This window comes from Psychrobacter sp. MES7-P7E, assembly GCF_002863645.1.
Classification (GTDB): domain Bacteria; phylum Pseudomonadota; class Gammaproteobacteria; order Pseudomonadales; family Moraxellaceae; genus Psychrobacter.
In genome coordinates this window covers 112,437-133,554 of the sequence record NZ_PJBU01000114.1, presented here as the reverse complement: position 1 = coordinate 133,554, position 21,118 = coordinate 112,437, and the positions used below count along the sequence as shown (strand labels likewise).

16 protein-coding genes are annotated in these 21,118 nt (G+C 42.2%); 7 read left to right on the top strand and 9 right to left on the bottom strand.

From position 1 onward, the window contains the following. Positions 1 to 334: 334 nt before the first annotated feature. Both CXF62_RS13200 and CXF62_RS13195 read left to right on the top strand, forming a co-directional pair. Positions 335 to 2,026, top strand: a complete 1,692-nt coding sequence (locus CXF62_RS13200) for an NAD+ synthase (RefSeq protein ID WP_102078089.1) — start codon at positions 335 to 337, stop codon at positions 2,024 to 2,026. 212 nt (positions 2,027 to 2,238) lie between these two features. Continuing rightward, positions 2,239 to 3,513 carry a polyamine export protein PaeA gene (locus CXF62_RS13195; RefSeq protein ID WP_102094725.1) on the top strand — a complete coding sequence of 425 codons (1,275 nt, stop codon included), beginning with the start codon at positions 2,239 to 2,241 and terminating at the stop codon, positions 3,511 to 3,513. Between the two features lie 46 nt (positions 3,514 to 3,559). Here CXF62_RS13195 and CXF62_RS13190 read toward each other — a convergent pair whose 3' ends face one another. Next, positions 3,560 to 4,276 (bottom strand): YggS family pyridoxal phosphate-dependent enzyme, encoded by a 717-nt coding sequence (locus CXF62_RS13190; protein ID WP_102094724.1) that lies wholly within the window; start codon positions 4,274 to 4,276, stop codon positions 3,560 to 3,562. A 353-nt stretch (positions 4,277 to 4,629) separates the two neighbouring features. Between CXF62_RS13190 and CXF62_RS13185 the strand changes: the two genes are divergently transcribed. Then, positions 4,630 to 5,685, top strand: coding sequence for a type IV pilus twitching motility protein PilT (locus tag CXF62_RS13185; protein WP_057758253.1), 1,056 nt, complete (start codon positions 4,630 to 4,632; stop codon positions 5,683 to 5,685). 146 nt (positions 5,686 to 5,831) lie between these two features. Next, entirely contained in the window at positions 5,832 to 6,953 is a 1,122-nt protein-coding gene (locus CXF62_RS13180) for a PilT/PilU family type 4a pilus ATPase (protein ID WP_102094723.1), read from the top strand. Positions 6,954 to 7,079: 126 nt separating this feature from the next. Here CXF62_RS13180 and fur read toward each other — a convergent pair whose 3' ends face one another. Further along, entirely contained in the window at positions 7,080 to 7,514 is a 435-nt protein-coding gene (gene fur / locus CXF62_RS13175) for a ferric iron uptake transcriptional regulator (protein ID WP_102094722.1), read from the bottom strand. Positions 7,515 to 7,831: 317 nt separating this feature from the next. On the opposite strand from fur, the gene CXF62_RS13170 reads away from it, so the two are divergent. After that, positions 7,832 to 8,251 (top strand): outer membrane protein assembly factor BamE, encoded by a 420-nt coding sequence (locus CXF62_RS13170; protein WP_102094721.1) that lies wholly within the window; start codon positions 7,832 to 7,834, stop codon positions 8,249 to 8,251. A gap of 33 nt (positions 8,252 to 8,284) precedes the next feature. On the opposite strand, the gene CXF62_RS13165 is transcribed toward CXF62_RS13170, so the two are convergent. From CXF62_RS13165 to CXF62_RS13150, 4 genes are all read right to left on the bottom strand, one after another. After that, positions 8,285 to 8,656 carry an RnfH family protein gene (locus CXF62_RS13165; protein WP_228153247.1) on the bottom strand — a complete coding sequence of 124 codons (372 nt, stop codon included), beginning with the start codon at positions 8,654 to 8,656 and terminating at the stop codon, positions 8,285 to 8,287. Next, on the bottom strand, positions 8,644 to 9,777 hold the full coding sequence (locus CXF62_RS13160) for a hypothetical protein (protein ID WP_102094720.1): 1,134 nt from the start codon (positions 9,775 to 9,777) through the stop codon (positions 8,644 to 8,646). The genes CXF62_RS13165 and CXF62_RS13160 overlap by 13 nt, the downstream gene beginning before the upstream one ends. 354 nt (positions 9,778 to 10,131) lie before the next feature. After that, entirely contained in the window at positions 10,132 to 10,800 is a 669-nt protein-coding gene (locus CXF62_RS13155) for a c-type cytochrome (RefSeq protein ID WP_101205531.1), read from the bottom strand. Between the two features lie 318 nt (positions 10,801 to 11,118). After that, positions 11,119 to 11,454, bottom strand: a complete 336-nt coding sequence (locus CXF62_RS13150) for a c-type cytochrome (protein ID WP_102094719.1) — start codon at positions 11,452 to 11,454, stop codon at positions 11,119 to 11,121. A gap of 408 nt (positions 11,455 to 11,862) precedes the next feature. On the opposite strand from CXF62_RS13150, the gene yihA reads away from it, so the two are divergent. Further along, the gene (gene yihA / locus CXF62_RS13145; RefSeq protein ID WP_102078084.1) at positions 11,863 to 12,633 is read left to right on the top strand and encodes a ribosome biogenesis GTP-binding protein YihA/YsxC; all 771 of its coding nucleotides are present in this window, start codon (positions 11,863 to 11,865) and stop codon (positions 12,631 to 12,633) included. Positions 12,634 to 12,757: 124 nt separating this feature from the next. Here yihA and CXF62_RS13140 read toward each other — a convergent pair whose 3' ends face one another. Continuing rightward, positions 12,758 to 13,465, bottom strand: a complete 708-nt coding sequence (locus CXF62_RS13140; protein WP_102094718.1) for an HAD family hydrolase — start codon at positions 13,463 to 13,465, stop codon at positions 12,758 to 12,760. 133 nt (positions 13,466 to 13,598) lie between these two features. Continuing rightward, a complete protein-coding gene (locus CXF62_RS13135) occupies positions 13,599 to 14,609 on the bottom strand; it encodes an RluA family pseudouridine synthase (protein ID WP_102094717.1) in 1,011 nt (336 codons plus the stop codon). Between the two features lie 1,182 nt (positions 14,610 to 15,791). Here CXF62_RS13135 and CXF62_RS13130 point away from each other — a divergent pair. Further along, positions 15,792 to 19,991 (top strand): Rne/Rng family ribonuclease, encoded by a 4,200-nt coding sequence (locus CXF62_RS13130; protein ID WP_102094716.1) that lies wholly within the window; start codon positions 15,792 to 15,794, stop codon positions 19,989 to 19,991. A gap of 116 nt (positions 19,992 to 20,107) precedes the next feature. Here the strand turns inward: CXF62_RS13130 and CXF62_RS13125 are convergent, their stop codons facing one another. After that, complete coding sequence (locus CXF62_RS13125; protein WP_102090795.1) at positions 20,108 to 21,049, bottom strand: DUF808 domain-containing protein; 942 nt, start codon at positions 21,047 to 21,049, stop codon at positions 20,108 to 20,110. Positions 21,050 to 21,118 lie beyond the last annotated feature (69 nt).

Genomic DNA, 21,118 nt, shown 5'->3' with positions numbered 1-21,118 from the left:
GTGTGGTTAAGTTTATTTGCACATGTTTATTTACATCGTCGTACAGACAGCGAATCCTCTGAGCCAGATTTCAACACCCGCTTATATCGTCTTCTTTTAGACTATCATAAGTTCTCATTTTAGGGTGTCGCTATCACTTAGAGTGAGTTACTTGAGCAAAATCATAAGTCTTTTATAAAGGCTTATATAAGATTTAGACTCAGCATATCAGCTCAATATTTGAGCTTGGTATGCCAGAGCGCAGTTTTGAGTTAATTTCGGATTTACTTTGATTTTATTTGAAATCAATGCAGACACACCAAATTTTAATAATATATCGATAGGAACAATAACAATGTCAAAAGACACTGATAACCCCAACTCTAACACCTCAAACGAAGCCAGTAAGACCAATAAACCACAAGATACTGTCACTTTTGCCTTAGCTCAATCACATTTTTTGGTCGGCGATATCTCAACCAACGTTGAAAAAATGCGTACCCTAGCATTACAAGCACGCGAACAAGGTGCTGACGTAATCGTATTCCCAGAGTTAGCGCTGTTAGGCTACCCTCCACAAGATTTATTGCTGCGTCCAAGCTTGTCAGGTCGCGTTAAAAGCGCTTTGTCTACTTTGAGTGATATCGATGATATCGTCATGATTGTCGGCTATCCGCATGTCGATCATCACGGTACTTTTAACTCTGCTGCCATCCTGCATAATGGTCATCAAAAAGGCTTTTATCATAAGCAAATTTTGCCAAATTATGGCGTGTTTGATGAACGTCGCTATTTCGATAAAGGTCGTAATCAAGTTTTATTTGACTATAAAGGCATTACCATTGGTCTGCTTATCTGTGAAGATTTGTGGGAAAAAGGTCCTATCTCTGAGCTTAAAAAGCAAGGTGCTGATTTAATCGTAAGCTTAAACGCCTCACCTTTTGAGATTGAAAAGCAGGACAATCGCAAGACTATGCTGGCCAAGCGTAGCCGTGAGAATAAGCTACCTATCGTCTATGTCAATGCTGTCGGCGGGCAAGACGATCTAGTGTTTGATGGTGGCTCTATGGCTGTACAAGCTGACGGTAGCATTGCTCATGAAGCGCCGCGCTTTATGAACCAGTTGCTACTGGCTACGTTAGACGTCAAAACTGCTAAGTTTAACGAGCAGACCAAAGCGCCTCTAACCTTAAGCCGTGAGTCTGAAATGTATCAAGCGTTAGTCGTCGGTCTACGCGACTATGTCAACCACTCAGGATTCTCTGGCATTATTGTCGGGTTGTCAGGTGGTATTGACTCAGCATTGACACTCTGTATCGCTGTTGATGCGTTAGGCGCTGACAAGGTATATGCGGTCATGATGCCATACGAATACACCTCTCAAATCAGTCTAGAAGATGCTCAAGCCCAAGCACGTCGCTTAAATGTTTCTTACACCGTCTGCCCTATTTTTGACGCTGTCGAAGGCATCCGTCATACGTTAGCGCCGTTATTCAATAAATCGCCAGCGGATACGACCGAAGAAAACATCCAAGCGCGTGCTCGCGGTGTTATTTTGATGGCCTTGTCCAATAAATTCGGTCATTTAGTTATCACGACTGGTAACAAGTCAGAATTGGCAGTGGGTTATTCAACATTATATGGCGATATGGCTGGCGGCTTTGACGTACTAAAAGACGTATATAAGTCTCAAGTTTATAAATTGGCGAGCTATCGTAACCGTTTAGAAGATACGCCGGTTATTCCTGAGCGTGTTATTACTCGTCCACCATCGGCTGAATTACGTCCAGATCAAAAAGATCAAGACAGCTTGCCGGACTACGATGTGTTAGATGGTATCTTGACGTCATATATCGATGAAGACATGGGCTATCAAGAAATTATTGATAAAGGCTTCGATGCTGAGATGGTCGCCAAAGTCATCAAAATGGTAGACAACAGCGAATACAAACGCTTGCAATCTCCTATCGGTACTAAGATTAGCCACAAAGCTTTTGGACGTGAGCGTCGTTACCCATTGGTCAATAAATGGTCAATCAAAGGTTAATTACTACATACCTCTCAACTTTAACTATCTATAAGTTGAGAGGTGCTAGTTAGCCAGTTTTACAAGCTATCGAATTTTTACTATTAGCTGGGTGCTTGCCCAGCTTTTTTGGTTTTTATCCACCAAAAATGTCTACACCTAGCCATATTCTTTTCCACACATTTTCACCAACTATTTGCCTTAATTATCTTTATTCCTTTTTCGAGTACGTCATGAGTTTGCTAACCGCTAGTGTTTTTCTTCTTTTATTGCTTGCCTTAAGTACCTTTGTCTCTGCTGCTGAGATTGCCATCGCTGCAGGCCGTAAGATTAAACTCCAAATTATGGCAAAAGAAGGCGATGTTCGCGCACTTGATGTCCTCAATATGCAGGAACACCCTGGTAGTTTTATCACCGTCGTGCAAATAGTGCTAAATGCGGTCGCTATTTCAGCTGGTGCCGTGGGTGAATCGGCCATCAGCCCTTATCTCGAGCACTTATTGAATAGTGAAACAATAGCATCAGTTATATCGTTTGTACTTATCACGAGTTTGTTTTCACTACTTGCCGACTTAATGCCCAGACGTTTGGCCATGTCAAATTCAGAGACGATAGCGGTACGGCTTGTACGCCCGATGATGTTGTTAATATTTATACTAAAGCCCATTATATGGGTGTTCGATGGGGCTGCAAATATCCTGTTTAAACTTTTTGGCATCTCAACCATACGTCAAGATGATATGACACCAGAAGATATTTATGCAGTGATGGATGCAGGTGCTGAAGCAGGTGTATTAAAGAAGCAAGAGCATCACTTGATCGAAAATATCTTCGATATGCAGGAGCGTACCGTCACCTCAGTGATGAACCCTCGAGAAAATATCGTTTATTTTGATACCAAAACAAGTACCGAAGAAGTCGTGAATATCATGATTGAGCAGCCACACAATAAGTTTTTGGTCTGCCATGATGATGATTTAGAACATATCATTGGTTATGTGGAATCTCGTAGCTTTTTAGCTTTGGTTTTGAACCAACAAGAAGTTAGCTTAACGAACAAGACTCTATTGAAACCAGCACTTTTCGTACCTGATACGTTGTCTTTGTTTGAGGTACTAGAGATGTTTAAATCTACTGGCGCTGATTTTGCAGTAATTGTGAATGAATATGCCCTAGTTGTTGGCGTTATCACCTTGAAAGACGTGATGAGCATTGTGATGGGCGAGTTGGTAACACTAGAAGAACAACCTATCGTCCAGCGCACTGACAACTCGTGGTTAATCGATGGCATGACCCCTATCGAAGATGTGATTCGTGCATTAGATATTGTTGACTTACCACGCAATCAAAATTACGAGACTATCAGTGGATTTATGATGTATATGCTCCGAAAAATCCCTAAAAAGACTGACACGATTGAGTATGCCAATTATCGATTTGAGATTATTGCGACTGATAATCTTAAAATCACGCAGATGCTAGTCACCAAATTAGAAGATGTCATTTAATTTACTGGCTAGTTAAAGGATGCCTAACTAGCCTATTCATATCGTTTTAAGCACGTTGACCAAATATAGCAGTGCCGACACGTACCATTGTTGTGCCGTTTTCTATCGCTTCTGCCATATCACCACTCATACCCATACTAAGCGTATCCCAACTATCTAGCTCTGGATAGTCTACTTTAACCTCTTCAAACAACTGCTTAGTTCGTGCAAAGGCATCCGTATTTGCTTTAGCAGGAATAATCATCAAACCTCGCAGTTGTAAGCGCTCATACCCTTTGATCGCTGTTATCAGCTCTGGCAACTGGGCTGGCAGACATCCTGACTTGCTGTCTTCGTTATCGATATTTAGTTGGATCAATACATTCAACGGTGGTAGGTCAGCTGGTCGTTGGTCATTTAATCGTCTGGCAATGATATCGCGCTCAACCGTTTGCACCCAATCAAAGTGCTCTGCAATGTCACGTGTCTTATTACGTTGAATACTACCGATATAATGCCAAACGATACTTTTGCCTACAGGCTGAGCTTTAAGTTCAGTAATTTTTTCGATGGCTTCTTGTAGATAGTTTTCACCAAAATCACGCTGTCCCTGCTTCGCTAAAGTTGCGATCATATCGGCAGATTTCGTTTTCGAAACAGCCAGCAGCATAACATTATCAGCCTGTCTGTCAGCATGATCACACGCTTGCTTCATCTGCTTACTAACTTGTTGCCAATTATCGATAAGTGTCACTTCATCAATATTGCCATTCATTTCCTTCATATTTTGCCCTTACTGCTTGTTTAATTTTTTGAAATTTTTTTCTGCAATTTTTATTATAAAAAAACATAACTATCCGATTTTTAAAGTAAATCAGAAATAACTTCTATAAGAATTATTTTAAAACGATACAGTTCTGGTTTTTCTTAATTTAGTAGATGGTTAAATACTCATAGTCTTGTTATGATATTGTTACATGCTTTAACATATGCTTATGAATATGCTAGTGATGGTAAAGACCTGTACTAGTGAGCTTCTTGCCATTTCTTATTATACTAAGGCTATCGATGAATAGTTTACCACGTACTTTTATAGTGTTTTGTCTTACCTAGACTAAGTGATAGGAATATCAAATTATGGCTGAAAAAAACAATCTTAATATCGAAGACTTACTGCGCTTTACGGTTAAGCATAAGGCGTCAGATTTACATATTTCAGCGGGTATGCCGGCAATGATACGTGTTGATGGTGAAATGACCCGTATCAATATGCCAGAGATGACCCATCAGGTCGTGCATCAGCTTATTTATGACATCATGAATGATAAGCAACGTGCCGATTTTGAAGAGTTTTTTGAAACGGATTTTTCTTTTGAAATTCCTAATCTAGCACGCTTCCGTGTCAACGCTTTTAATCAAAATCGCGGTGCAGGCGCTGTATTTCGTACCATTCCTTCTAAAGTATTAACGATGGAAGACTTAGGTATGGGCGATGTCTTTAGACGCGTTTCAGACTTTAAGCGTGGTGTGGTATTGGTCACGGGCCCAACAGGCTCAGGTAAGTCAACAACACTTGCGGCGATGATTGACTATATTAACGAAAGCCGAAAAGAGCATATTTTAACTATCGAAGACCCGATTGAATTTGTGCATCAATCTAAAAAAAGCTTAATCAATCAACGTGAAGTACACCGTGATACTTTAGGTTTTGAGCCAGCATTGCGCTCTGCCCTACGTGAGGATCCTGATGTTATTTTGGTTGGTGAACTACGTGACCTTGAGACCATCCGCTTGGCACTGACAGCGGCAGAGACCGGTCACTTAGTGTTCGGTACCTTGCATACCAGCTCAGCGGCTAAAACGATTGACCGTGTTATTGATGTGTTCCCAGCGGCTGAAAAAGACATGATCCGCGCGATGCTGTCAGAATCATTGCAAGCTGTTATTTCACAGACCCTGTTACGTCGTCAAGCAGGTGGACGTATAGCCGCCCATGAAATCATGATAGGCACCCCTGCTATCCGTAACTTGATACGTGAGAACAAAATCGCTCAAATGTACTCTGCCATCCAAACAGGTGCAGGCGATGGCATGATCACCCTTGATCAGACGTTAAAGAACTTGGTAAGTAAGGGAACCATTAGTAAAGATGTTGCACGTCCTTATGCCAAGCAACCTGAGGCATTTTTATAGTACTGACAGACAGTATTGACAGATACCATCAAAAATAACAAACAACTTATGGTCTCTGTAATTACTTTTTTACTTTTTACTTTTTACTTTTTACTGACGTATTTAAAATATGATTTTAATTGACTTACATCTGGTACAGGTGCGATATGGACATTGATAAACTATTACAATTAATGATCAGCAAAAATGGCTCTGACCTTTTTATTACTGCTGACGTAGCACCTTCCATGAAAGTGAATGGAAAAATTTTACCTGTCGGTAGAACACCTTTGAGTGCTGAACAAACCATGAGATTGGTCAAAGGTGTAATGACACCAAGCCAACGAAAAGAGTTTGAAGAAACCAACGAGTGTCAATTTGCCATCTCTGATGAAGCACAGCAAGCTCGCTTTCGAGTCAGTGCATTTGTACAACGCGATATGGCGGGAATGATTTTAAGGAAAATTGAAAACAACATTCCAACGGTCGAAGAGTTACGTTTACCGCCAGCGCTAAAAGAATTGGCCATGAAAAAACGCGGTATTGTTCTATTAGTTGGCGCAACAGGTACAGGTAAATCTACTACCCTTGCTGCAATGATAGGACATCGCAATCAAAACTCTCATGGTCATATCATTACGATAGAAGACCCTATTGAGTTTGTTCATAAACATCGCGGCTGTATTATTACCCAACGTGAAGTTGGTATCGATACTCATTCATTTGAAGCGGGCCTAAAAAACACGCTACGCCAAGCACCCGATGTTATCTTAATCGGCGAGATTCGTAACCGTGAAGTCATGAGCTATGCTATCCAGTACGCAGAAACTGGACATCTAGTGTTTGCAACGTTGCACGCAAACAATGCTAACCAAGCAATTGATCGTATCATTCACTTCTTTGAGACCAATCGCCATAATCAATTGTTTATGGATTTGTCGTTGAACCTACAAGCTATTATCGCACAGCAACTTATCCCCACGCCTGACGGTAAAGGACGACGCGCTGCTATTGAGATTTTGCTAAATTCGCAGCTGATTAGTGACTATATCCGTAAAGGAGAAGTCCATGAAATCAAAGATGTGATGACACGCTCACGAGACAGTGGCATGCAAACCTTTGATCAGGCACTTTTTGATTTGTACGAACAAGGAGAGATAACGTATAAAGAAGCGATTCTACATGCCGACTCCCCTAATGATCTACGCCTAAAAATTAAGCTCAGTAGCAAAAACGGCAAGGCTAATTTAGATGAAGGTGCTGATAGTTTATCGTTAGATGTGAGCTAAATTATTGCGCTTTCTAGGCATAATAGACATATAAAAAGAAACCCTCGTTATAAATAACGAGGGTTTTTTACTGTTCAATATCGTAGTACTAGTAGAAATAAGCGTTTCTACTAGTACGCTAGACAATTATTTCGCGCTATCTCTACAGGCTTGATCCGCACAAATGCCATATAGCACGAGAGAATGCCCAGACAGTTTAAAGCCATGTTCTTCTGCTACTTTTAGTTGCTCTTCTTCGATGACTTCATTATGAAACTCTATAATCTTGCCACACACATCACAAACTAGGTGATCGTGATGCTCTTCTTGGGTAATCTCAAATACAGATAGATTGTTTTCGAAGTTATGACGCTCAACAATACCTGCTTGCTCAAACTGTGTTAGTACACGATAGACAGTGGCAAGACCTACGTCTTCACCTTGCTCAATAAGCGCCTTGTACACTTCTTCTGCACTCATATGATGCAGCTCTGCGCTTTCTAATAACTCTAAAATTTTGATACGAGGTAACGTGATCTTGAGTCCTGCTCTACGTAAATCTTGATTGGTAAAAGAAGCCATAATATCCCTTTTGACTGTAACAGCCTTAACAAATAGAAAATATGAGATAAATAATCAGCAAAGATTATTTTTATTTAATATAAAGTAAATGATCAATAATAAACTGATGAAAATTACACAGACATCTCTCTTATTATTTTCTAAATATCGAGATGCAAGCCTATGAATTTAAAATATAATTAATCTAACCATTCAGATTGTGTTTGGTAAATAATGTCGTAAGTGGTAGGCAATTGCAAGTAAATGACGTATCATTTGTCCAAGATTGTCGGTCAGACTGGTACGACCTAACGCTGGCCACACCTAATTCATTTCTTATGAGTCATCTTACCATGATAAAGACATTAAATTTCCGTCCGTTAAGCCACACCAGCGCATTACGTAAGATCGTTATCACCAGTATGCTTAGCGCTACTGTTGCTATGTCTGGCTGCTCATTATTGAGTGTTTATAAGATTGATTTGCCACAAGGCACAGCGATTACTCAAAACCAAGCCCAGAAGCTACAAGTGGGTATGAATCAAAACCAAGTTCTTTATACTCTTGGCAGCCCTGCGATTCGAGATACTCTTGAGCCTAAACGCTGGGATTATATCTATGACTACAAAGCAGGCACTGAAGGTAGCCGTAAAGGCATCGCAGATGTCAAAAACGCTAGCCAGCATTTAGTTGTTTACTTTGATGATAATGGTTTGGTCACGCGCATCGAAGGTATTGAGAGTCTGCCAGCATCATAGTCAGCGAAACCTATTAGCTTAGATAGTTAACGGTTAGCTACGAGATTTATTTTTGCGCTGAGACATAGGATCAGCGCTTAAACTGCGATATACCTCGATACGGTCAAAAGGCTGTAGCAAATAGCTTAATGGCTGTTTCTGTGCATAAATTCCCACATGCCAACGTTTCGCAGTTGGCGTGGTGATATCTATTACTTGCTCACACCACTTCGCCAGTTCTGCAAATTTCTCAAGCCACCCTGCTTGCGCCAACGCTTCATGCAAACTAGTACCTTGTCTAACCTGCAAAGCTAGATAATGCTGGCGCTGCTCATCTTCAGCATACGCCAGATATACGGTCATTAGATTGGCTTGCGTAGACTGTGGCACACTGCTGTCACGACCTTCGATTGTTAGCTCAACCACTGCATCACCCAACCTACCAATGCTAGCAGCAATGCTAATGGTACGACTAAACGTATCGCTACTCGCCACAAGTTATAAACTGCTTCATTGCTAAAATTTAACGACTTGCGTAGATGGCTGATTTTCATCTGCCATCCCGCAAATACTGATAATAATAGTACAGCAATGCTACTAATAATGACCAAGATGCCAACTAACCATGCTGTCGGTATCGCAACCACTAATAGTAACGCTACAGCAAAAGTGATTATCAAACTAACTAATAATCCAAACTTATGCGTTAACTGCTGAGTACTGTAATGTAGCAAGTAACTGGCTACAAATAACACCCCACCCCAATATAACAGCTGTCCAATCGGCGGTAGCGACATACCACTAGTAAATAAAGCCACTACTCCTATCAGCAGTTGCAATACCCAAATCGGTAACACTAGCTTGGTTGCACGGTACTCACGAGTAGCAGCTCTATTGTTTGCTTGCTGATTGGTTGCTTCTACCGCTGTGACTGTTTGCTTACTCACCAAGTTCTGACCGAACCAGTATAATCCTGTACCTGCACCAACACTGACTAATGCTAACGCGACTGCGCGAGCCCATTCCGTCAAACTGATATCAGTCATGGCAAAACCAGCATTTGGCACACCGTTTGCGAATCCTAGCAGCAACCCTATTACCATCAGTCCTAAACCAATAGGTAAAGGTGCAATACCCAGCAAGCTTAAGAGTACTGCAATGACCATTAGACCTGCAGCAACTGCGAAATCAGGTACATCGGGTACGCTATTTAGCTCAGTTAATGCAGACAATATACCTGTACTTGCACCAGATATAACCAATGCTGCAATCACAATAGAGACCAGCGCTGCTAACCAACCAAAGCTACGCCAGATCGGACTGACATCTGCTTCACGAGTGAGCTTTTGCATACCCGCTAGAGGTCCTTCGACACTGCGATAGGCCAACGCTATCTCAGCGTAAACGACTGGCAGCGCAACCAATACCATGGCTAATAGCCACAACAGCCAAAAGTCAATCTCACCAATTGACGCAGGTGCGAACCAACGAAATAGCAATAACGGTAGTAGCGCCGCGATAAAATAAGAAGCATAACGGATCATCATAATTTCAATCCAAACGATCTAATACCATTTACAAAAACTGGACTAGCAAACAAAGCAAGTGCAAGTACCACGCATAGTAGACTGAACATGTTTGACACGGCTAACCATATTTTGAAAATTGGTATAAAGTGAATAACGATAATTTATAATTATACAGAGCAACGACTGGCTTCTGTAAATGAATTCATCTAAATACTGTCTTAATATAAGGGACAAACAGTTATAAAAAAACCCCGAAATCGGGGTTTAGTCATTCAGATATAATCAATATGCGATTCAATACTCAGTGGCTTTACTCAATGGCCTTCTATGCAACGCAAAGCATGTATCAGATACTGAATCAGTGCGACTCAATTAGTGAATAGCACTTACATAGTCTGACAGGATACGAATGTCACGATCTGATAGTTTCGATGCAACCGTTTGCATCATACCCATCTCGCCTTCTTTGGCTGCATCATTGACTCGTTTTTGGTCATCGCTATCGATATCATCAACACGTCCAGCAGCACGGAATAGTTTTAGCTGAGTAGCAATATACTGAGCGTGCTGTCCGCCTAGCTTTGGAAATGCAGCCCAAGTATTACCTGCAGCATCTGGACCATGACAACCTGCACAGCCAATAACACCGCGCGACTTATCACCGCCCAAGAATAGCTTAGTCGCTTCTTGGTTGGTTGCAGGATTGCCGTAGCCGACGCCCCAAGGCGCTTGACTGGCATAGTAACCTGCTACGTTGGCTAGGTCTTGTTGAGACAGGTTAGCAACTTGTGATTGCATAATACCGTTTTTGCGATAACCTGCTTTAAAGTTGACTAGCTGTTTATATAGGTACTTTACGTTTTGGCCGCCAAGGTTTGGCTGTGCAGGAACAATGCTGACGCCATTAAGACCATGACAAGCGGCACAAACGGTTTCTGCAACTTTTTGACCTGCATTGACGTCATATTCAGGAACAATAATAGCAGCTTGTACGCTGAAACTTGCAACGCATAAGCTGGCAGCAGCGATTAACTTTTTCATTGATACAAATCCTACTAGCTCGGCGTAAGCATTATTTAGAGTGATTGCACTGGTAAGATACCTGATATAGCCGCCTCTTTAATCATGAGAATGGCGTATATTTTGAGGTCTTGGACACAAGCAGTCTGAAAGTACTTACTAACATCAGGGTTTATTTTCGATTATTATAGCAAGACTTTGTATCATTTGCCTACTTAATCATAGTATCCATCAGTTTTCTGGCAACACAATATACAATATGACGCAAAAACAAAAAGCGCAGATAGGTTATTAGCCCAGCGCTTTATTTTATATGCTTAACTTATATTTATAAGTCGATTATTTGCTCATATATTCGATAAGTTTACGATAGTCGTCATCACTACATTTGTCGCAAAGACCACCTGCTGGCATCTGCGGCATACCACCTTTGACAGACTTGATAAGCGTCGGCATACTTTTTTGTTTAATCAGCTGTTGCCATTTAGCACTATCACCTTTTTTGATGGCATTCAACGCCCCACTATCGTGACAGGCTGCACATGAGTTATTATAGGTAGTGGCAATATCCGCCGCACCTGCGCTGCTAATCATCATGCCACTTAATAATAGTGCAGCACTGCTAGCTGTTATAGCGCGATAACTCGTGCTAAGAAGTTTACTGATTGAAAACATAGAGCACCTCCTCGTGATATTTCACGTGTCTCATCAATCTTTCTGTTAAACGTCTCTCGTTAAACATTGTAACAATATATGTCATATAAACATAGAGAATTTGGATATGGCTTTGTTAAAGCTGAGAACTTGTCTTAATGACTGACCAACTTTAATGTTATCCTACTATTTATATGATGCTAATCGCAGTTATTTCAATAAGTAAGACGCGGAATAGTATAGAATAGCCAGTAATATTAAATAGCTACTTTTATGATTTGCATATATATAACTGTATTGATAAAGAACTGCCTTTTAACTTGGTTTACCTATCGCTTGACCAATTACTTGACCGCATCGATGACTTGAATCATCAGCTGACTAAAATTTTATAATCGCATCCAATTTTTTAAGATTAATGAGCCATTTATGAGTACCCCGTTTAACGATGTCGCCGCTGAACATGCTTTGTTCAATACCAAATCTCGTCAAAAAATTCAGCAAACTGAGTTTATGATGTCAGCACCTACCTTTCGTCTCTGTCCTCCTGATATGGGATTGGAAGTCGCTTTTGCAGGTCGCTCAAACGCTGGCAAATCATCAGCCATCAACGCCTTAACCAATCAGCGTCAATTGGCTCGCTCGTCTAAGACACCTGGACGCACGCAGATGATTAACTTTTTTAGTATCGGTGATACTGACAGACGTTTGGTTGATTTGCCTGGTTACGGCTATGCCGCTGTTCCGCTAGAGATGAAAAAAGAATGGCAGGTTGAGCTAGAAGAATACTTGGTATCACGCTCAAGCCTTGCAGGTCTGGTATTGATGACAGATATTCGTCATCCGCTTAAGTTTTTTGATGAGCAAATGCTGCACTGGGCAAACGATGGTGAGCTACCAGTACATATTCTGCTGACCAAAGCAGATAAACTGAAGTACGGTGCTTCTAAGAATGCCCTCCTTGAGACTCGTAAACGCCTGAAAAAACTGGGCTTAAACTGTACCATTCAGTTGTTTTCGGCCCTCAGAAAGGAAGGTCTCGACGAGTTGGCTGGAATAATGGGCAACTGGTATGAGTATCAGCTTGATGCAGACAAAATCATTGAGTCATCTTTTGCGTTACTAGAAGGCGCTGAATTAGAGGACGCTATTGAAAAAGAAAGCGGTGAAAAAGAGAGCGTTGATAAAGAAAACAAATAGATATCGTTGTCTTTAACAAAAAAGGGTTTATCGCTATTACGATAAACCCTTTTTTATTGCCTGTTTATTCACTCATTATTATTATCGGTATACTATAAAAACAATGAGGGTTATAAAAGTAGCTCTACCCGCATAGCAAATCCACTAGCGCTTGTGGAGTATCAACCTGATAGGTTGGATTTTGCGCAGCAAGCTCTGTACTGGTTGCTGTACCATAGTTCACCGCTATACTAGTCATGCCCAATGCTGTTGCCATTTGAATGTCATAGATACTGTCACCGATAAACACAGCATCAGAAACCTGCTGCTGTGTGTACTCCAAGATATCGGTTAACATCTGCGGATCAGGTTTTGAGCCTGACTCATCAGCACAACGCGTAATCGCAAAATAATCATGGCTATCTGAGGCATCTAATACACGATCTAGCCCCTTTCTTTTTTTACCAGTTGCTACGGCGAGCGTTTTGCTTTGCCGCTGCAAAGTTTGCAACATATGCTCTATCGGCTCAAAGAGCGGCGTATTATGACTATTAGCAATATAGTACTCTGCATAGGTTTGCTGAATCTCAAGCAACTGTGCATCGTTTGCCTGCGGATATAAAATCTTAATCCCATTCATTAAGCTTAGACCAATGATATCTTTTACGGCTTTATCAGTCGTCTTAAATCCGTGGGCTTCGCCAGCCACATGCATAGACTCAACGATTAAACCGATTGAATCCATTAGCGTGCCGTCCCAATCAAAAATAATCAACGTCTTATCAGACAGATTGTGTTCTGCTGATGGTTGAGTATTTATGATGCTTTCTGAAATTGTAGCTGGTTTGGTCATGGAGTCACCTTAATGAATAACAATAATAAATAGCAGATACTAAAACGTCACGGCGGCTTATTCGTAAAAATAAGATATCGTGACGTTTAAGAAAATACAAAAATAGTTTGGCTTAAGAATTAATTTTGAAAAACTATTCAGGCAACCTCGTTGTTTCTGGTAACCAATCTGCCATATCGTCTGGCAATGGCGCAGTAATGGTCTTGTAGCCTGGAATATCTAAGCGCCATGCATGTAGACACAAACGATGGACACCTGATTTATCATGAACGTTATATTTGTCATCACCCAAGATAGCATGACCGATATGTGCCAAATGCACACGGATTTGATGAGTGCGACCCGTCAATGGCTTGGCTTCAATTAAGCTTACTGGCTGACTATTAATCATAAAGCGATCATGGATAATGATATCAGTCTGACTTTCTTTCGCTTGTGGATCTTGGCTATCTACTTTCACTCGGCGCTCACCACTAGCAAGTGTATAACGTAGCAACGGCGCATTGATACGTTGCTCATTAAGCGCAGGTTGTCCTTTGGCAAGACACAGATAGTGCTTTTGAATGGTCTTGTCTACCAAATGCTGCTGCAACACTTTGAGCGTTGAGCGTTTTTTGGAAATCATCAGTAACCCTGATGTGTCTTTATCAATGCGATGGATTAGCTCTAGGTATTTTTTACCCGTCACTTCACGCATGGCTTCGATAACACCAAAGTCCAAGCCGCTACCGCCATGCACAGCGATACCAGAGGGCTTGTTTAGCACTAACAAACCGTCATCTTCATAGACCACACGAGCCAGCAAGCTTTTGGCGAACTCGGTACTAATAATTGGTTTTTCGCGCGTTGCTAGCTCTACAGGAGCAATACGTACCACATCTTCACGCTGCACTCTATCATGTGCTTTACAGCGCTTATTATTGACACGTATCTCATCTGAGCGAATCATTTTATAGATATGTGATTTTGGCAAACCTTTTAAACGGTTTAACAAAAAGTTATCCAAACGCTGGTCGTGTTGATGGCGCGTTACTTCGAGGTAGTTCACCTTACCGAAGTTGCTAATCTCATCGTCAGCGCTTTGTGGGCGTGTTTTGCTATTAAAAATAGCAGGGGCTTCATGGGTAGTAGCGTCGTCAGTCATTTTTGAGTTTGTCATTTTTAGTTAGGTATTTACACAAAGATTTGCTATAGTTTAGCATGTTGAGCGACAATTAAGCAGAGGCGACAGCAATAATCATTGTTGTTACAAATAGTTGACCACCATTTTATTGCTTGTCAGTTTTCTACTACTTGCCAGTAAAGAGGTTGACACTATTTATGCTGCTGACCTGACACGTTTCATCTGATTTTAGGGCGCTTTATTTAGAGGTATTACTTACCAAATATATCCCTAAAAATTAAAGATACTGTACTGAATGTTATTCGGTACCATAAAATAAATAGTGACACTAAATACCTTCGCGTTAATGACGCTGATAATAAATCAGCTTATTAACCGATTACAACACAACACTGACTCACTAATTGCATGACAACGACCGCACTTGATAATCAATCATTATTTAATGACTATTTATCTGATGGTTCTTTATGTAAACATAGTTGAGCAAGTATGGGTAGTTTAGCGTTAGGATCGAAAAGTATATCGATAGCTGCCTAAGTATTGGTGGTCAAACAGATGACGATAACAATGTAAATACGATACCACGCTGACAAGCTGGTCCATTACTCTGTTTGCCAAGTACGCCCCGCTGATAACAAAAGCTGCGACACCTAACCTTGAGACACCCAAGATATTATTGACGTTATACAAAGAACGATAAACAAAGAGTAACCAATTGCTTCACCTGAAAAACAACCGCTGAATGACGCCACTATATAGTAGCAATCATGACCGCGATATTATTGTTAGACTTTGATGAATGAATGGCAACAGCGCCACGCCTTTTTAATATCAGTATTTTTTAGAACTGTAACTGACCCTCGCCCACGCTTACAACGTGCGCTGAAATCACTACCAATAGAACGTACTGAGAATAAGAGCGCTTTGACTCGCTGACCCAATCATATATGTACCAAGTTTACTGATGATAAAATATAAGTACCGTAGCCTTACACCCTATATTACTGATATTAACGTGAGCGCCGCTCATTATTTCAGGTAAAAAAGAAGCCATTGAAAAGCCCATGTGCTTTATAAACCCACGATTTACGTTCTACCGTTAATGAACATCTACACACGCTAATCACAATATTAGCCACACTTGCCACTATGTCCTAAAGACTGTCTTATCGTTGTCATGCGTACTCATAGGATACAAATATGAAACGCATTTTGATCAACGCCACTCAAAACGAAGAGATTCGTGTCGCCTTATGTAAAGGCAACCACCTGTACGATTTCGACCTAGAAAACCGTACCCGTGAACAAAAAAAATCTAATATTTACAAAGGTCATGTGACCCGTGTCGAGCCATCGCTCGAAGCAGTATTTGTCGAATATGGTTCTCAACGCCAAGGATTTTTGCCAATCCGTGAAATCTCTGCTGAATACCTAAGCGGCAACCCACGTGACGAAAACATCAAAAAACTGATTAAAGAAGGCGACGAGCTAATCGTCCAAGTTGAAAAAGAAGAGCGCGGCAATAAAGGCGCTGCCCTATCGACGTATGTGTCATTAGCTGGTCGCTATCTGGTATTAATGCCCAACAACCCTCGCGGCGGTGGTATCTCACGTCAAATCTCGGGCAAACTGCGCGAAGATATGAAGCGCATGCTGAGCAACCTTGATTTACCAAAAGGCATGAGTGTCATCATTCGTACTGCTGGTATTGGTAAAACGCAAGAAGACTTGCAGCACGATTTAAATCACTTGCTCAACATTTGGCAAGCCATTCAAGAACAAAACCAAAAGTATCCATCACCGCGCTTGGTTCACCAAGAAGCGGGCGTTGTCACACGTGCTGTTCGTGATTATCTGCGTGATGATATCGCTGAGATTTGGATTGATAACGAAAACGCTTATATTGAAGCGGCTGGGTTTATCGATGCGGTAATGCCAAAACAAGCCGAAAAGCTACGCAAATATACCGATTATGAACCGATGTTTTCGCGCTTTAATATTGAAAAGCAAATCGAAACCGCTTATCAGCGTGAAGTTCGTTTGCCATCAGGTGGTTCAATCGTTATTGACCAAACAGAAGCACTGGTCTCTATTGATATTAACTCAGCTAAGTCAACCAAAGGTTCAGACGTTGCTGAGACCGCTTACCATACCAACTTAGAAGCAGCTGATGAGATTGCTCGTCAGCTTCGTTTACGTGATATGGGTGGTTTGATCGTTATTGATTTCATTGACATGAATGACAATAAGCACCAAAAAGAAGTAGAAAAACGTCTAATCGACGCGACCAAATATGACCGTGCACGCGTTCAGTTCGGCGATATCTCTAAATTTGGTCTGATGGAAATGAGCCGTCAGCGTCTACGTCCTTCATTAGAAGAGTCAACAGGCTATATCTGCCCACGTTGTCATGGTAACGGTATGATTCGTGACTTGCGTTCATTGTCACTATCTATCATGCGTCAAATTGAGCAAATCGCCCTTAAAGAACGTCAAGGTGAAGTACAAGCTGAAGTCCCGACAGACATCGCTGCATTCTTATTAAATGAAAAGCGCGATAGCTTGGTTTATCTTGAGCAAGACAGTGGCACGCGTATCACTATTTTGCCACACGCGCATTTGGAATCACCAAACTTCAAGCTTCATTTCAACCGCGATGGCTTTGCTCCATCGAGCTATGAGCGTATCACTGATACTCAGCAGCAAGAGCACAGTGACCTTGGCTACAACGTTGACTGGCAGACTGCTGAAAAAGAACGTCCTGAACAGCAGCCTACTCGCCAGCCTCGTAAAACTGCAGGTGATAAGCAGAGCCGCTCAAACACGCAGTCGAATGCAGCCACGCAAACGCAGAACGATACAGTAAATCATAGCAATGATCGTCGTAATCATAAAAATACCAATGACGTGTCGCCTGCACCTGCACCGCAAGCCAATAAAACCGCTAGTGTTGCCGCTCCAATAGAGCCGCAAACCCAGAGTGTTGAAGCTACTGCTCAACCAAAAGCCGTTGCGTGGTTATCAAACCTATTTGCTCAAGCACCGCAAGCTACTACGACGCCTAGTGTCAGTAGCCGAGATGCCGCTGAAGCAATCGAAGCGCTAGTAAACACGGGCGCGCAAAGCTTAGGCTCGTTTGGACAAGTTGATAGCAATGCATTGAATAGTGCCGCTTCAACTGGCGAGCAGCCAACTCAACAAAGCAACAGCCAGAAAAACGACAGTCAACAGTCAGATAACAATGCTAATCGTCAACAGGCGCGTCGCAATGACAGCGATACTGACGACAGTAGCAATGAAGACAGAAGAAGACGTAAGCCGCGTAAGTCTAGATCTTCTAAACCGCGTCAAAGAAAAGAGACAACTGACGAGACTGCTGGCAACGTAAACAGTAGCTCAGAAAATACTGGCTCAAACAGTGTTAACTCAAACAATGCTGATGACAAATCGTCTGATACTCAAGACCAAAGACAGCAAGACAAGCGTCAGAACGATAACAGACGTACGAACGATCGCAATCGTAATAACCGCCAAGATAGCAATCAACAGAACAGCAATCGTAACGCAAGCGAGCGCAGTGATGCTGATAACGAAAACAGCTCTAAAGCAGATGAGCAAACTCGGACTAAGCGTAAATCGCATAGCCAACGCGGCTCACGCGGTAAGCTAGAGCGCGGTGAGACATTAACGGCTGACAGCGTTAAGCACAGCAAACAGCAGAACGCTAGAAACAACGATGCTGCCAATAGCAAAAATCAGCATAGCGCACGTCGCAATCAAGACCCTAACGAGGTCGTGCTACAGGTCAATGAAGCGCCAACTGAGCTAAAAGCCCCTGAAGTGGTTCATCTATCTTTAGATGATAGTAAATCCACACAGGTCAAAGCTCAGCCTAGTGAGAAGCAAAGCGCGACAAATAACGTAGCAAAAGATGAGCGTTCAAACGAAACAGCTGCTCAAAAACCTACTGATAAGCATAGTAGCAGTGAGCAGAACACTGATAAGCAAAACACCAGTGCGCCGAACGCTGAGAAGAAAAGCGATAACGGAAAAAGTACGGTGGAAGCAAATGCTAATCAGGTAAATGATGATAAGCGTGCATCTGCCGAACAAGCTAAGGTGCAAAACGATGCTCCTAAGCATGAGCAGGCTGCTGAAGAGAAAAAAGCACCTGTAGTTGTAGAAGCTCAATCGACTTCTACGAGTGACACCGAAAGTAAAGCGGAAGTTCCAACGTCAGTAACTGCTGACGTAGAGGAAGCTAAAGAAACTCAGACTCCAAAACAGCAGGAAACCAAGACTGCTGAAAATGTGAGTAAGAGTGATGAAGCTCAAAATACTCAGGCTGACAGTAATAGTGCAAGCACAAGTAATGTGAGTAACTCAGCACTTGAGCTAACCCATGAAGCACTATTTGGCACACGTTACGTGACTGCTGAGAAATTTGGGCAAGCGAGTAACGATCCACGTGTAGTACTCGCTCAGCAAGCTGCTCAAGCGGATAAGCCAGCTGCTACTAATGTGCCAGCAATACGTGGCACGGTTGGTGAGTTTATTCGTGCCACGCTACCAGAGGCGCAAACGCGCTTAGCAGAAGAAGGCATTATCAACTGCTTTATCGCGACTATTGCGTTGCATAATGAGCAAGCTCAGAGTACTGATAACAGTCCTAATGCTGCTAGCCAGAGCTTTGACTTTAGCAACTATGGCTATCAACCATTGGCTGCCGACTACCTTGCACGCTTCGAAGCGATGACCCAAGCTGTCAGTCAATTCGCAGCAGCACAAGGTAAGACAGACGTTGAGCCACGTGCTATCACTAAGCGTGCTAGCAATGATCCACGCGGACAACACCCTGATTATCAGGAACCCGCTGTATTGAGCGTACCTGCTGAACAAGTAAGTGATGCGGAACCAGCTATCGTCGAGCAAACCAATAGCGAAGTCGATGCGCATGACGTTGAAGCGACTGCCCTTGCCAATCAGGCTCAAACTGATGATGTCAGTGATGATAGTGAGCAATTGCTAGAAGTCGAGCGTGCTCAGTCAGAAGCTAAGGACGCAGAAGTCGAAATCCCTGCAGAGCAAACTGGCAATGAAGTAGAAGATGCTGCAGAAAACATAGCTGCAGAGACTGAGCAAACGACTGAATCGATAGTAGTAGAAGCTACTAAAGAGACTAGCAAAGATGACAGTCAGGCAGCTAAGTCTAAGACGACTATAGCCAGCTATAAAAACATGATCGAAAATGTGGCTGAGCAATTACTACCACAGACCGGTATGTTCAATCTGACTACGCCAAAAGTACCAAAGGCGCGCAGTCGTAAGCCTAAGACGGATCATAAGAAGCCGACGCAGGCTGAAAAGCTTGCATCTGATGATACAGACAGCGACAGCTAGTCATATAAGCTCAAACGTAAAAGCCCCAAAGCTATTCGTAGCTTTGGGGCTTTTTATTTTAATACAGTCAAACTTACTTGCTAATTCAAACGAAAGACAATAGAAAGCAGATAAGCTTAATGTGCAGAAGACGCTGTGTCGTCTTTACCACGCATTTTGCCAATAGTAGTAACAATAGCTACTACAATAGCACCAACAATTAACCCGACTAGTCCATTTAATAACGAAGCGGTCAATCCTTCAAATACCCCAGTAAGATGGGCAATATCTTCTACACTGTGATGCAAAAAGCCGATACCGTGCACGATAATACCGCCGCCCACCAAGAACATCGCAATCGTGCCCGCTATGGATAAAAACTTCATAAGCTTTGGCGCAGCTGCAAGCATAAACTCGCCAAACTTGCGCTTACTATCACCTGCTTGTGAGTTTTCAATCAAATGCAGACCCGCATCATCAATCTTTACGATGCCTGCAACTAAGCCGTAAATACCGACGGTCACGACAGCAGCCACTATCGAAAGTACGATGCCTTTTTGGACAATATCGCCACCAGCTGCTGTAATTGCGCCTAAAGAGATAACAATAATCTCAGCTGATAAGATAAAGTCTGTGCGTATGGCACCTTTGATTTTATCCTTTTCAAACGCGACCAAATCTACCGACTCATCTGCGTTGGCTTTTAAACGAGCATTTTGCTCTTCATCATGAGGCAACAACTTCGGCCAAAATTTGTGAATGACCTTTTCAGCCCCTTCATAACTCAGGTATAGCCCTCCGATCATCAATAGCGGAGTAATCAACCACGGTATAAAATAACTGATCAATAGCGCCGCTGGTACTAAAATCACCTTGTTCACGGCAGAGCCTTTGGCAACTGCCCAAATGACGGGGAGCTCACGATTTGGCTTAACCCCTGTGACCTGCTCGGCGTTGAGTGCTAAATCATCACCAACTAAGCCCGCGGTTTTTTTGGCAGCGACTTTGGTCATGACGCTCACATCATCCATTAAAACGCTGATGTCATCGAGTAAGGTTAATAAACTGGCACCTGCCATGTGTGCTCCTTAAAGCAAATTTGTTAAAGTAAGTCGTTCTCAAATAGTTTATACAACGCATTTTATATA